The organism is Rathayibacter sp. Leaf185, from assembly GCF_001423885.1.
Classification (GTDB): Bacteria; Actinomycetota; Actinomycetes; order Actinomycetales; family Microbacteriaceae; genus Rathayibacter.
In genome coordinates, this window is the sequence record NZ_LMPP01000003.1 from 75,683 (window position 1) to 89,925 (window position 14,243).

Consider the following 14,243-nt stretch of genomic DNA (forward strand, 5'->3'; position numbering starts at 1 on the left):
ATCAGACCGCCGCCGGTGCGAGGAAGCGGTCGTAGCCCTCGTCCTCGAGGCGGGTCGCGAGCTCCTTGCCGCCCTGCTCCGCGATGCGGCCGGCGACGAACACGTGCACGAAGTCGGGCTCGATGTAGCGCAGGATGCGGGTGTAGTGCGTGATCAGCAGGACGCCGAGACCGGTGGTCGCGTGGGCGCGGTTGACGCCCTCGGAGACGATCTTGAGCGCGTCGACGTCGAGGCCGGAGTCGGTCTCGTCGAGCACGGCGAAGCGGGGGGCGAGCAGCTCGAGCTGGAGGATCTCGTTGCGCTTCTTCTCGCCACCGGAGAAGCCCTCGTTGACATTGCGCGCCGCGAACGACGGGTCCATCTTCAGGTTCGTCATGGCGGCCTTGACGTCCTTCGTCCACGAGCGGATCGCCGGCGCCTCGCCGTCGATCGCGGTCTTCGCGGTGCGGAGGAAGTTGGTGTTGGTGACACCGGGGATCTCGACCGGGTACTGCATGGCGAGGAAGAGGCCGGCGCGGGCGCGCTCGTCGACGGTCATGTCGAGAACCTCGACACCGTCGAGGGTGATCGACCCGCCGTCGACGTGGTACTTGGGGTGACCGGCGATCGTGTAGGCGAGGGTCGACTTGCCGGAGCCGTTGGGGCCCATCACGGCATGGATCTCGCCCTGGTTGATCGTGAGGTCGACACCGCGGAGGATCTGCTTGGTCCCCTGCTCGGTCTCGACACTGACGTGGAGATCGGTGATCTGGAGAACGGACATTCAGACTTCCTTCGTGACTGCGGGGTCGATGTAGACGTCGCCGTCGATGATCTCGACGACGAAGACGGGGACCGGCTCGTAGGCCGGCAGGTTCAGGGGGACTCCGGTGCGCAGCGAGAACTGCGAGCCGTGGGCCCAGCACTCGAGCGACTCGCCCTCGACGAATCCCTCGGCGAGCGAGATCTCTCCGTGCGTGCAGGTGTCGCCGATCGCGTGGATCTCGCCGGCCGAGTCCTGCACGACGGCGATGGCGATGCCGTCGACCTCGACGCGGATGGCCTGGTTCGGGACGAGCTCCGACACCGAGCAGATCATCGCCGCGTCGCTCATGCCGGAACCTCCGTCTGGTGGGAGCCGGTCTGGCCGGCGCTGCCGGCGAGCTCGGCCTCGATCGCGAGCTGAAGTCGGTCCTCGAGCTCGGTCACGCGGATCTGCTGCACGATCTCGCTGAGGAAGCCGCGGACGACGAGGCGTCGCGCCTCGTCCTCGGCGATTCCGCGCGACTGCAGGTAGAAGAGCTGCTCGTCGTCGAAGCGGCCGGTGGCGGAGGCGTGACCCGCACCCGCGATGTCGCCGGTCTCGATCTCGAGATTCGGGATCGAGTCGGCGCGCGTGCCGTCCGAGAGGACGAGGTTGCGGTTCTGCTCGTAGCTGTCGGTGCCCGTGGCGCTGTTGCGGATGAGGACGTCGCCGATCCACACGGTGCGGGCGCCCTGACCCTGCAGCGCACCCTTGTAGGTGACGCGGCTGCGGGTGTCGGGGGCGTCGTGGTCGACGTAGACCTGCTGCTCGAGGTGCTGGCCGCCGTCGGCGAAGTACAGGCCGAACAGCTCTCCGTCGGCACCGCGCTCGACGAGGTGCGCCGACGGGTTCACGCGCACGATGGAGCCGCCGAGCGTGACCACGATGTGCTTGACCTTCGCGTCACGGCCGACCCGGAGGAAGTGGTTGGCGAGGTGACGAGCCTCGTCGTCCCACTCCTGGAGCGTGACGACGGTGAGCTGAGCGCCCTCGCCGACGAGGATCTCAACGTTCTCGGCGAGCGTCGCCGAGCCCTCGTTCTGCAGGACGACGACACCGCGCGCGTAGGGCGCGGCCTCGATGATCGTGTGGGCGGCGCGGGGGGCGGAGCCGAGGCCCGACCGGAGGATGGTCGCGACCTTCTCGTCCTCACCCGTCACACGGACGGCGAGGGCCTGCTCGAAGCACGACCACGCGTTCGCGGCGGCACGGTCCTCGGGGAGGCCGGCCGTGCCGATCCGCTGGTCATCGCGATCCACCCACGAGACGTCGACGCCCTCGACCGGAGTCGTCTCGATCGGTGTCGGAGAACCGTCGAGCTCACCGTCGATGAGATCGGCCAGGCGCGCCACCGGCGTCAGCTTCCAGGCGACCTCGCGACCGGTGACCGCCTCGAAGGCGTCCACGTCTGTCGAGGCGAAGCGCTCGGAGCGCGTCTGCACGGGCGTGAACGCCCCGTCGGAGTGCGCACTGATTCCCAGGCGCGCGGCGGCTTCCGCACCGTCGACCACGGAGGTCGTCGGGGCGGTCGTGGGGACCGTCATCAGGCGGTGGTTCCTTTCGAAGAGAGCGGGCCGGCCGCGAGGGCCGACCCGGGGACGGGGGCGGCGACGGTCATCCGACGCTGCCCTCCATCCCCATCTCGATGAGCTTGTTCAGCTCGAGGGCGTACTCCATCGGCAGCTCGCGCGCGATCGGCTCGATGAATCCGCGCACGATCATGGCCATGGCCTCGTCCTCGGGCATGCCGCGGGACATCAGGTAGAACAGCTGCTCCTCGCTGACCTTCGAGACGGTCGCCTCGTGGCCCAGCTGGACGTCGTCCACCCGGATGTCGATCGCCGGGTAGGTGTCTGAGCGCGAGATCGTGTCGACGAGCAGGGCGTCGCAGCGGACGGTGTTTGCGGAGTGGTGCGCGTTCGCATCCACCCTCACCTCGCCCCGGTAGCCGGCGCGTCCGCCTCCGCGGGCGATCGACTTCGAGACGATCGACGACTGCGTGTACGGCGCCATGTGGATCATCTTGGCGCCGGCGTCCTGGTGCTGACCGGGCCCCGCGAACGCGACCGAGAGGGTCTCGCCCTTGGCGTGCTCGCCGACCAGGAAGATCGACGGGTACTTCATGGTGACCTTCGAGCCGATGTTGCCGTCGATCCACTCCATCGTCGCGCCCTCGTGCGCGATCGCGCGCTTGGTGACGAGGTTGTAGACGTTGTTCGACCAGTTCTGGATGGTCGTGTAGCGCACACGGGCGTTCTTCTTCACGATGATCTCGACGACGGCCGAGTGCAGGGAGTCCGACTTGTAGATCGGAGCGGTGCAGCCCTCGATGTAGTGGACGTAGCTGCCCTCGTCGGCGATGATCAGCGTCCGCTCGAACTGGCCCATGTTCTCGGTGTTGATCCGGAAGTAGGCCTGCAGCGGGATGTCGACGCGGACGCCCTTGGGCACGTAGACGAACGAGCCGCCCGACCACACCGCGGTGTTGAGCGCCGCAAACTTGTTGTCGCCCGCGGGGATCACCGAGCCGAAGTACTCCTCGAAGATCTCGGGGTGCTCGCGCAGCGCGGTGTCGGTGTCCATGAAGATGACGCCCTGCTCCTCCAGATCCTCGCGGATCTGGTGGTAGACGACCTCGGACTCGTACTGCGCGGCGACGCCGCCGACGAGGCGCTGGCGCTCGGCCTCGGGGATGCCGAGCTTCTCGTACGTGTTCTTGATGTCGTCCGGGAGGTCGTCCCAGGTCTGGGCCTGCTTCTCGGTCGAGCGCACGAAGTACTTGATGTTGTCGAAGTCGATGGCCGAGAGGTCGGCGCCCCACGTGGGCATCGGCTTCCGCTCGAACAGAGCGAGGGCCTTCATCCGGCGCTCGCGCATCCACGCCGGTTCGTTCTTGAGCGCGGAGATGTCGGAGACGACCTCGGGCGAGATTCCGCGACGCGCGGAGGCGCCTGCTGAGTCCGAGTCGGACCAGCCGAACTCGTAGACGCCGAGGCTCTCGAGCTCGGGGCGGTCGATCAGGATGTCTGACATGTGTACCTCGTTTCCTACCCACTGCTAACCGGTCGGGCTCCGGAGTCATTCCCCGGGGTCGACCCGCGAGGTGCATTCCGGCCGGTCACGCGATCTGATGGATGCGCGGTGCGGGTGATGTGCGTCCCTGGATGTCCTGAGGCGTGCTGCGGCGCTCCATCGGGCCGTCGATCCGGATTCCCGCAGACTGCGCGGAGGGCGCGTCCCGCGCCGAACCCGAACCAACTACTCATCTTACGGACGGGGCGCGCCGAGCGGAACCTCCGCACCTGGGTGTCGCCCTTGTAGAGGCGGACGCGCCGCCAGACGCGCATGACCATACGAGTGTCGGTAGTCCGTGATGGAGTGCAGCCATGACGAACGACGATCGGCCCCCTCGACTCCCCCGCCTCCTGACGACCCTGCTCCGACCCCCCGGGGCGGGGCGCTCGGCGTCCGCGTACGACTCGCTCGCCGAAGCGCTCGCGGACGAGCTGCCCCTGCGGGCACTGCCGATCGCACTGGTCCGTCTCCGACGCCACCTCCGCGAGCCGGTTCGAGGTGCGAGCCGGTCAGTGAGCGGCCTGCAGCTCCTCGACCACCCGGCGCCTCTGCGAGCCCACCGTGAAAAGCCGCGGATTCACATCGAGCAGGACGCGCACGGCGCCCACCCACACCAGAGCGGAGCCCAGCAGATGCACGGCGACGAGCGCCTCCGGCAGGGCGAGGAGGGACTGCGCCACGCCGACCAGCGCCTGCAGCACCACGACGACGATGAACGCGAGGACCCGTCGGCGAGCGAGCTCGGAGCCCTGGGCCCGTGCCAGGAGAGCGTAGAGGGCGACACCCAGCGCGAGTGAGGCCGTGCCGAGGACCCCGTGGACGACGGTGACGCTCTCCCAGTGGAACTGCATCCGGGGCACCTCTGCGGAGTCCCCCGCGTGCGGTCCCGTGCCGGTGACGAGCGTGCCCACCAGGATCACGAGCAGGGTCGCGACGACGAGCGCGATGCTCGTGCCGCGGGTGAGCGCGTCGGGCTCGAACGCGGTCGACTGCGAGCGGTGCGCACGGTGCCAGGTCAACGAGGTGGTCGTCAGCAGTGCGATCGCCAGCACGAAGTGGCCCGCCACGATGTAGGGGTTGAGACCCGAGTGCACGGTCGCACCGCCGGCGAGGGCGTTGGCCACGACGAGCCAGAACTGCGACCAGGCGAGGCGGGTCATGGTGCGGTCGCGCGGCTTCTGCAGCCGGGCCGCCGTGATGGCCCAGCCGACCGCCACGATCAGCACACCCGTGAAGGCCCGGTTCGTGAACTCGATGAACCCGTGGATGCCGAGCTCGGGCGTCGAGGTCAGCGAACCGGGCTCGCAGGCCGGCCAGGTCGGGCAGCCGAGACCGGAGCCCGTCAACCGCACCACTCCCCCGAAGAAGATGATCAGGATGCTCGCGACGAGAGCAGCTGTCGTGCCCCAGCGCAGCGCACGCGGAGACAGCGTCACGCGCTCGGCGAGGAACGAGAACGGGGTCACCATCAGAACGGCAGCAGCGGGTCGATGCCGACCGCCAGGAACAGCAGCGTGAGGTACCCGATCGAGCCGTGGAACACCCGCATAGGAGAGACGTGCTCGTGACGGATCGCCAGGCTGTAGAGGCGGTGCGTCTCGGCGATGAACCAGACGCCGCTCGCGACCGCGACCACCGAGTAGACGAGGCCCATGCCCGCGACGGGGATGAGGAGCAGCGAGCAGGCGACGGTCGCCCAGGCGTAGAGGATGACCTGTAGGCCGACCACCGTGCGTCCTCGGACCACGGCGAGCATCGGCACGCCGGCCGCCCGGTAGTCGTCGCGGTACTTCATCGAGAGCGGCCAGTAGTGCGGCGGGGTCCAGAGGAAGATCACCGAGAAGAGGATGACCGGCGCCCAGTCGAGCGAGTTCGTGACGGCCGCCCAGCCGATCAGCACGGGCATGCAGCCCGCGATGCCGCCCCAGACGATGTTCTGCGGAGTCCGGCGCTTGAGGAACAGCGTGTAGAACACGACGTAGATCAGGATCGCCGCGAGGGAGAGGCCTGCGGAGAGCCAGTTGGCCGTGAGCCCGAGCCAGACGATCGACAGCACGCCGATCGTGGTCGCGAAGACGAGAGCGGCGCGATCCGAGATCTCACCGGTGACGAGCGGTCGGTTCTTCGTCCGGTTCATCAGCCGGTCGATGTCGCGGTCGAAGTAGCAGTTGAAGGCGCCGGCCGATCCTGCGCTCAGAGCGCCGCCGATCAGCACGTTCAGCACCAGGAGGAGGTTCGGGATGCCGCCCTGCGCCAGGATCATCGTCGGAGCGGTCACGACGAGCAGCAGCTCGATCACCCGCGGCTTCGTCAGCGAGATGAACGCCTTCACCTTGCGGGTCAGCACCCCACGGGAGCGGGCGGACCCCGAAGGCCCCCCTCGCTCGACGGCGGTGGGCTCCACGACTAGGTCCATTGCTCCTCTAACGTTCGAACGATCCCGAACGAGTGTAATGCGCGGCGACCGGGCGGACGCCGCGAGTGCACGCTTGTCCAAACGATCGCCGACATATGCGACCCCGCAACCCCCGCGGCCCTGCACACCCCCCTCGGTATGATCGGAGGTGCTCGCCAGAGCCCCCGGCACGCCACCCCCGCCCGTCCGACCGTTCGGTCGCCACGCGCATCGAAGAGGGTCGTCGCCGGAGCATCGTGCCGAAGTCGTCATGCGGCGTGCTCCACCATGCGAGAGGGCGGACGGTCCCCGTCTCCCCCACGTCTCGAGAAGGGTCAGTACCAAGTGTCAGAACTGCAATGGGAATCCATTGACGAGAAGGCAGTCGACACGGCGAGGGTCCTCGCCGCGGATGCGGTCGAGAAGGTCGGCAACGGCCATCCCGGAACCGCCATGAGCCTCGCTCCCGCCGCCTACCTCCTGTTCCAGAAGGTCATGCGCCGCGACCCGTCCGACGCCACCTGGATCGGGCGCGACCGCTTCATCCTGTCAGTGGGCCACTCCTCGCTGACGCAGTACGTCCAGTTCTACCTGGGCGGCTACGGCCTCGAGCTCGACGACCTCAAGGCGCTGCGCACCTGGGGCTCGAAGACCCCGGGCCACCCCGAGTACGGACACACCGACGGCGTCGAGATCACGACCGGCCCGCTCGGCCAGGGCCTCGCCTCCGCAGTCGGGTTCGCCTACGCCTCGCGCTTCGAGCGCGACCTGTTCGACCCCGAGGCCGCCGCGGGCGACTCGCCGTTCGACCACTTCGTCTACGTCATCGCCGGCGACGGCGACCTGCAGGAGGGCGTCACCAGCGAGGCCTCCTCGCTCGCCGGCCACCAGCAGCTCGGCAACCTCGTCGTGATCTACGACTCCAACCAGATCTCGATCGAGGACGACACCAACATCGCCTTCACCGAGGACGTCAAGGCCCGGTACGAGGCCTACGACTGGCAGGTCCAGGTCGTCGACTGGAAGAAGACCGGCGAGTACCACGAGGACGTCGCCGAGCTCCACGCCGCGATCGAGGCCGCGAAGGGCGAGACCGACAAGCCGTCGCTCATCATCCTGCGCACGATCATCGGCTGGCCGTCGCCGAAGAAGCAGAACACCGGCAAGATCCACGGCTCGGCGCTCGGCGCCGACGAGCTCCGCGGACTCAAGGAGGTGCTCGGCTTCGACCCCGAGAAGACCTTCGACGTCGCCGACGAGGTCATCGAGCACACCCGCAAGGCCGTCGAGCGCGGTCAGGCGGCGCACGCCGAGTGGAACGAGCAGTTCGACGCGTGGGCGACCGCCAACCCCGAGAAGAAGGTCCTCCTCGACCGCGTCCTCAGCGGCGAGCTCCCCGAGGGCGTCCAGGAGGCGCTCCCGGTCTTCGAGCCCGGCAAGGAGGTCTCGACCCGCGCCGCGTCCGGCAAGGTCATCAACGCCCTCGCCGGCGTCGTGCCCGAGCTCTGGGGCGGCTCGGCCGACCTCGCCGAGTCGAACAACACGACGATCGAGGGAGCGGGCTCGTTCGTCCCGACCGAGTTCTCGACCCACGAGTGGACCGGCAAGAAGGGCGGCCGCGTGCTGCACTTCGGCATCCGCGAGCACGCCATGGGCGCGATCCTCAACGGCATCGTCCTGCACGGCAACACCCGTCCCTTCGGCGGCACCTTCCTGATCTTCTCCGATTACATGCGCCCGGCGGTCCGTCTCGCCGCGCTCATGAAGGCGCCGGCGATCTACGTCTGGACCCACGACTCCGTCGCTCTCGGCGAGGACGGCCCGACCCACCAGCCGGTCGAGCAGCTGGCCGCCCTCCGCGCGATCCCGGGACTGGACATCGTCCGCCCCGGTGACGCGAACGAGGTCGCCTACGCCTGGAAGACGATCCTCGAGCGTCGCGAGGGCCCCGCGGGGCTCGCGCTCACCCGCCAGAACATCCCCGTGTTCGAACGCGGCGAGGGCGAGGCCGAGGGCGAGACCTTCGCCCACGCCTCGAACGTCGCCCGCGGCGCGTACATCCTGGCCGAGGCGCCGAACGGCACCCCGGACGTCATCTTCATCGCCACCGGCTCCGAGCTGCAGATCGCGGTCGAGGCGCGCGAGCTGCTCAAGGGCGAGGGCGTCAACGCCCGCGTCGTCTCGGCTCCGTCCCTCGAGTGGTTCGAGGAGCAGGACGCCGAGTACCGCGAGAAGGTCCTGCCCTCCTCCGTCAAGGCCCGCGTCTCGATCGAGGCGGGGCTCAGCCTCGGCTGGCAGAAGTACGTCGGCGACGCCGGCCGCTCGGTCTCGATCGAGCACTTCGGCGCCTCCGCCGACTACAAGACCCTGTTCCGCGAGTTCGGGATCACCACCGACGCGGCCCTCACCGCCGCGAAGGAGTCGATCGAGGCTTCCTGACCCCGAAGGCCGCGTCCATCCCGGACGCGGCCTTCGCCGTCGGCCCGACGACTCCCCCACGACCCGTTCCACCTACGCACGAAGAAGAAGAGACATGACTGAGAACACCCCCACCGCAGAGCTCTCCGCCGCCGGCGTCAGCATCTGGCTCGACGACCTCTCGCGCTCGCGCATCTCCTCCGGAGGACTGCAGAAGCTGATCGATGAGAAGAACGTCGTCGGAGTCACCACCAACCCCACGATCTTCGCCGCGGCACTCGCGAACGGCGAGTCCTACGACGCCCAGGTGCGCGAGCTCGCCGCCGCCGGCACCTCGGTGACCGACGCCGTCTTCGAGATCACCACCGACGACGTCGCCGCCGCTTCCGACATCTTCCGCCCGATCTACGACGCGTCGAACGGCTACGACGGCCGCGTGTCGATCGAGGTCGAGCCGGGCCTCGCGCACGACGCGCAGGGCACGATCGAGCAGGCCAAGGCCCTCTGGGCCAAGGTCGACCGTCCCAACGCGATGATCAAGATCCCCGCGACCGTCGAGGGCCTCGAGGCCATCACCGAGGTCATCGGCTCCGGCATCTCGGTCAACGTCACGCTGATCTTCTCGCTCGCCCGGTACCGCGCGGTCATCAACGCCTACCTCGCCGGTCTCGAGAAGGCCAAGGAGGCCGGCATCGACCTGTCGACCATCCACTCGGTCGCCTCGTTCTTCGTGTCGCGCGTCGACACCGAGATCGACAAGCGCCTCGAGGCCGTCGGCACCGACGAGGCCCGCGCACTCAAGAGCAAGTCGGGCGTCGCCAACGCGCAGCTCGCCTACGAGGTCTTCGTCGAGGCGTTCGCCACCGAGCGCGCGCTCCTTCTTCAGGAGTCGGGCGCCAACCGTCAGCGTCCCCTGTGGGCCTCGACCGGCGTCAAGTCGACCGACCTCCCCGACACCCTCTACGTGACCGAGCTCGTCGCGGCCGGCGTCGTCAACACGATGCCCGAGAAGACCCTCGAGGCGACCTTCGACCACGGCGAGATCACCGGCGACACCGTCACCGGCTCGTACGCCGACGCGAACGCCGTCCTCGACGCCGTCGCGGCGCAGGGCGTCTCGTACGCCGACGTCACCGAGCTGCTCGAGAAGGAGGGCGTCGAGAAGTTCATCGTCTCCTGGAACGAGCTGCTCGACACCGTCACCGCGGCGCTCGAGGGCGCGAAGGCGCAGGCCTGAGCATGACCATCCAGATCCACGTCAGCGGAGACGCCGAGAAGGCCGTCGACCGCGTCGTCCCCGATCTCGTCGCCGACGAGGTCGCCTCCGGCATCACCGCCCAGGTCCCCACCCTCTGGGGCGCCGAGGCGGAGGAGGAGTCGGCCAAGCGTCTCGGCTGGACCGAGTCGACCACCGTCTCGCGTCCGCTGATCCCGCAGATCCTCGCGCTCCGCGAGGAGTTCCAGGCGAAGGGCATCGACCACATCGTCCTCGGCGGCATGGGCGGCTCCTCGCTCGCGCCCGAGGTGATCACCCGCACCGCGGGCGTCGAGCTGACCGTCCTCGACTCGACCGCCCCCGGTCAGGTGCTCGCCGCGCTGCAGGACCGCCTCGCCACGACGGCCGTCGTGATCTCGTCGAAGTCGGGATCGACCGTCGAGACCGCGAGCCAGAAGAAGGCCTACGAGAAGGCGTTCACCGAGGCCGGCATCGATCCGCTCGACCGCATCGTGATCGTGACCGACCCGGGCTCTCCGCTCGACACCTCCTCCCGCGAGGCGGGCTACCGCGTGTTCAACGCCGACCCGAACATCGGCGGCCGCTTCTCGGCTCTGTCGGCCTTCGGTCTGGTGCCGTCCGGTCTCGCGGGCGCCGACATCGAGGCGCTGCTCGACGAGGCGGCGGAGGCATCGCTCGGCCTGGCCGTCGACACCCCCGAGAACCCGGGACTCATTCTGGGAGCGGCCATCGCCGCGACCAGCCCGCGCCGCGACAAGCTCGCGATCGTCGCCGACGGCACCCACATCGTGGGCTTCGCCGACTGGGCGGAGCAGCTCATCGCGGAGTCGACAGGCAAGGACGGCACGGGCATCCTCCCCGTCGTCCTCGGGACGCTCGCCCCCGAGCTGTCGGAGGACCTGCCCGACGTGCAGGTCGTCCGGCTGGTCGAGGACGCGACCGCGCTGCACCTGTTCCCCCGCGACCGGCACGAGGGCGAGATCCTCCTCTCCGGTTCGCTCGGTGCGCAGATGCTCACGTGGGAGTACGCCGTCGCCGTCGCAGGCCGGCTGCTCGGGATCAACCCGTTCGACCAGCCCGACGTCGAGTCGGCGAAGATCGCGACACGCGCCCTGCTCGAGAAGCGCCCCGAGCCCGCCCAGCCGGCCTTCACGGACGCCGGCATCGAGGTCACCGGGACCGCGGCCGTCACCGAGGGCGTCTCGACCGTGGCGCAGGCCGTCGACCTCCTGCTCGCGCAGCTGGGCGAGGGCGGCTACGTCTCCATCCAGGCCTACGTCGACCGCCTCGCTCTCCCGCAGCTGGAGGGCGTCCGCGACCTCCTCGCCGCGCAGGCGCAGCGTCCCGTGACCTTCGGCTGGGGCCCGCGCTTCCTGCACTCGACCGGTCAGTACCACAAGGGCGGAGCGCCGACCGGCGTCTTCCTCCAGATCACCGAGCGCGCGAGCGTCGATCTCGAGATCCCCGAGAGCCCGTTCACCTTCGGACAGCTGATCCTCGCCCAGGCCGCGGGCGACGCGAGCGTGCTCGCCGAGCACGGCCGCCCGGTGCTCACGCTCACGCTGACCGACCCGGAGGCCGACCTCGAGGCGCTCTTCGAGGCGCTCAACACCTGATCCGACGGGCACGTCGCTCCGCGCTCCCCTCGAGCACGGAGCGGCGTGCCCGCGGTCGTCCGTGCGGCTCCTGTCGAGTCGCCGTCGCAAGCCCTCAGCGGAGCGGGCGGGCGTTCCCTCCTCCTCCCTCACCGAGAGCAGTGCGCCGAGACGTCCGGCATCGCCGGCCGCTCGAGGCACACAGAAGGACACTGCACATGTCTGTGGACATCACCCCCGAGTTCAACCCGCTGCGGTTGAGCTTCGACCGCCGGTTGAACCGGATCGCGGGCCCCAGCGGCCTCGTGATCTTCGGCGTCACCGGCGATCTCTCCCGCAAGAAGCTGATGCCGGCGGTCTACGACCTCGCCAACCGCGGCCTGCTGCCGCCCGGATTCGCGCTCGTCGGCTTCGCCCGTCGCGACTGGGACGACCAGGACTTCGAGAAGGTCGTGCACGACTCCGTCAAGAAGTACGCCCGCACGGAGTTCCACGAGGAGGTCTGGACCCAGCTCGCGCAGGGCATTCGCTTCGTGCAGGGCGAGTTCGACGACCCCGAGGCGTTCGCGCGCCTGAAGACCACCGTGGACGAGCTCGACCGCGAGCGCGGGACGAACGGCAACTTCGCCTTCTACCTCTCGATCCCGCCCAAGTCGTTCCCGCAGGTGACCGAGCAGCTCCGCAACTCCGGCCTCGCTGAGCAGAAGGAGGGCCAGTGGCGACGCGTCGTCATCGAGAAGCCCTTCGGCAGCGACCTCAAGACCGCTCGGGAGCTCAACTCGGTCGTCGAATCGGTGTTCCCGCCGGACTCCGTCTTCCGGATCGACCACTACCTCGGCAAGGAGACGGTCCAGAACATCCTGGCTCTGCGCTTCGCCAACATGATGTACGAGCCGCTCTGGAACTCGAACTACGTCGACCACGTGCAGATCACCATGGCCGAGGACATCGGAGTGGGCGGTCGCGCCGGCTACTACGACGGGATCGGCGCAGCCCGCGACGTCATCCAGAACCACCTGCTGCAGCTCCTCGCCCTCACGGCGATGGAGGAGCCGATCTCGTTCGACGCCGCCGACCTGCGCGCCGAGAAGGAGAAGGTGCTCGCCGCCGTCCGCCTGCCGAAGGACCTCTCGACGGTCACCGCGCGCGGCCAGTACTCCGGAGGCTGGCAGGGTGGCGAGAAGGTGCTCGGCTTCCTCGAGGAGGACGGCATGAGCCCCACCTCGACCACCGAGACCTTCGCCGCGATGCGCCTGGACATCGGCACCCGCCGCTGGGCCGGCGTCCCGTTCTACCTGCGGGCGGGCAAGCGTCTCGGCCGCCGGGTGACCGAGATCGCCGTCGTCTTCAAGCGCGCCCCGCAGCAGCTCTTCGCCGAGAGCCAGACCACCTCGCTCGGCCAGAACGCGCTCGTCATCCGCGTGCAGCCCGACGAGGGCGTGACCATGCGCTTCGGTTCCAAGGTGCCCGGAGCCGGGATGCAGGTGCGCGACGTCACGATGGACTTCGGCTACGGCCACGCCTTCACCGAAGCCAGCCCGGAGGCGTACGAGCGCCTCATCCTCGACGTGCTCCTGGGCGAGCCGCCGCTGTTCCCGCGGCACGAGGAGGTCGAGCTCTCCTGGAAGATCCTCGACCCGATCGAGGAGTACTGGACCACGCAGGGCCAGCCCGAGCAGTACCGCCCCGGAACCTGGGGCCCCGAATCCGCCGACGAGCTCCTCGCCCGCGACGGCCGCACCTGGAGGCGCCCATGATCGTCGATCTGCCCGACACCACGACGAGCGAGGTCTCGAAGACCCTCGTCAAGATCCGCGAGGAGGGCGGCGCCGTCGCCCTCGGTCGCGTCCTCACCCTCATCATCGCGACCTCTCGGGGCCACGAGGAGGAGGCGATCGACGCCGCCAACGACGCCTCGCGCGAGCACCCCATGCGCGTCATCGTCGTCTCGAAGGACGACGGGCTCACCACGGTGCCCGTCGACGCCACGCCGCGGGTCGACGCGCAGATCCGCGTCGGCGGCGATGCCGGTGCGAGCGAGGTCGTCGTCCTCCGCCCGTTCGGCGATGCCGCGACCGATGAGGAGAGCCTCATCACGGGGCTCCTCCTGCCCGATGCGCCCGTCGTCGCCTGGTGGCCCAACAGCGCACCCGAGAGCGCCTCGCAGTCGCCGATCGGCCGCATCGCGACCCGTCGCATCACCGACGCCTCCGCGCAGTCCAACCCGGCGGAGGCGCTGCACCACCTCGCGTCCACCTACGCTCCCGGGGACACCGACTTCGCCTGGACCCGCCTCACTCTCTGGCGCGCGCAGCTGGCCGCCGTGCTCGACCAGCCGCCGTACGAGTCGATCACCGCCGTCGAGGTCTCGGGTGCTCCCGACTCCCCCTCGACGATCCTGCTCGCCGCCTGGCTGCAGCTCGAGCTCGACATCCCCGTCGACCACGAGCTGACCATCAGCGCGACCGGCTCCAGCGGCATCCACGGCGTGCGGCTCTTCCGCGAGTCGGGCGTCATCGAGCTCGAGCGCTCCATCCCCAATGTGGCGACGCTGACCCAGCCGGATCAGCCCGTTCACGACATCTCCCTCCCCCGCCGCAGCCTCCGCGACTGCCTGGCGGAGGAGCTGCGCAGGCTCGACCCGGATGACCTGTACGGTGAAGTCATCTCGCGCGGTGTGGACATGCTCTCGGAGAAGTCCGGAGCCCGCAGCGCGTCCTGATGTCGCCGGCCTGCACT

The 14,243-nt window shown here is 69.3% G+C and carries 11 protein-coding genes; 5 read left to right on the forward strand and 6 right to left on the reverse strand.

The annotated features are described in order from the left end of the window. Position 1: 1 nt before the first annotated feature. The 6 genes from sufC to ASG06_RS12735 all read right to left on the reverse strand — a co-directional run bounded on the left by sufC (position 2) and on the right by ASG06_RS12735 (position 6,275). Positions 2–763 carry a Fe-S cluster assembly ATPase SufC gene (sufC, locus tag ASG06_RS12710; protein WP_056042780.1) on the reverse strand — a complete coding sequence of 254 codons (762 nt, stop codon included), beginning with the start codon at positions 761–763 and terminating at the stop codon, positions 2–4. Beyond that, a complete protein-coding gene (locus ASG06_RS12715; protein WP_082499216.1) occupies positions 764–1,093 on the reverse strand; it encodes a non-heme iron oxygenase ferredoxin subunit in 330 nt (109 codons plus the stop codon). After that, entirely contained in the window at positions 1,090–2,328 is a 1,239-nt protein-coding gene (gene sufD / locus ASG06_RS12720; protein WP_056042782.1) for a Fe-S cluster assembly protein SufD, read from the reverse strand. The genes ASG06_RS12715 and sufD overlap by 4 nt, the downstream gene beginning before the upstream one ends. Positions 2,329–2,398: 70 nt before the next feature. Then, entirely contained in the window at positions 2,399–3,817 is a 1,419-nt protein-coding gene (sufB, locus tag ASG06_RS12725) for a Fe-S cluster assembly protein SufB (protein ID WP_056042784.1), read from the reverse strand. 551 nt (positions 3,818–4,368) lie between these two features. Further along, complete coding sequence (locus ASG06_RS12730) at positions 4,369–5,328, reverse strand: COX15/CtaA family protein (protein WP_082499217.1); 960 nt, start codon at positions 5,326–5,328, stop codon at positions 4,369–4,371. Then, positions 5,328–6,275 (reverse strand): heme o synthase, encoded by a 948-nt coding sequence (locus ASG06_RS12735; RefSeq protein ID WP_056042786.1) that lies wholly within the window; start codon positions 6,273–6,275, stop codon positions 5,328–5,330. The genes ASG06_RS12730 and ASG06_RS12735 overlap by 1 nt, the downstream gene beginning before the upstream one ends. A 324-nt stretch (positions 6,276–6,599) precedes the next feature. Between ASG06_RS12735 and tkt the strand changes: the two genes are divergently transcribed. The 5 genes from tkt to ASG06_RS12760 all read left to right on the forward strand — a co-directional run bounded on the left by tkt (position 6,600) and on the right by ASG06_RS12760 (position 14,226). Continuing rightward, complete coding sequence (tkt, locus tag ASG06_RS12740; RefSeq protein WP_056042788.1) at positions 6,600–8,693, forward strand: transketolase; 2,094 nt, start codon at positions 6,600–6,602, stop codon at positions 8,691–8,693. A 94-nt stretch (positions 8,694–8,787) separates the two neighbouring features. After that, positions 8,788–9,909: a transaldolase gene (gene tal / locus ASG06_RS12745; RefSeq protein WP_056042791.1), complete on the forward strand. Its 1,122-nt coding sequence runs from the start codon at positions 8,788–8,790 to the stop codon at positions 9,907–9,909. Between the two features lie 2 nt (positions 9,910–9,911). Then, complete coding sequence (locus tag ASG06_RS12750) at positions 9,912–11,525, forward strand: glucose-6-phosphate isomerase (protein WP_056042793.1); 1,614 nt, start codon at positions 9,912–9,914, stop codon at positions 11,523–11,525. Between the two features lie 197 nt (positions 11,526–11,722). After that, on the forward strand, positions 11,723–13,261 hold the full coding sequence (gene zwf, locus ASG06_RS12755; protein WP_056042795.1) for a glucose-6-phosphate dehydrogenase: 1,539 nt from the start codon (positions 11,723–11,725) through the stop codon (positions 13,259–13,261). After that, a complete protein-coding gene (locus ASG06_RS12760; protein ID WP_056042797.1) occupies positions 13,258–14,226 on the forward strand; it encodes a glucose-6-phosphate dehydrogenase assembly protein OpcA in 969 nt (322 codons plus the stop codon). Before zwf ends, ASG06_RS12760 begins: the two co-directional genes overlap by 4 nt. Positions 14,227–14,243: the final 17 nt, after the last annotated feature.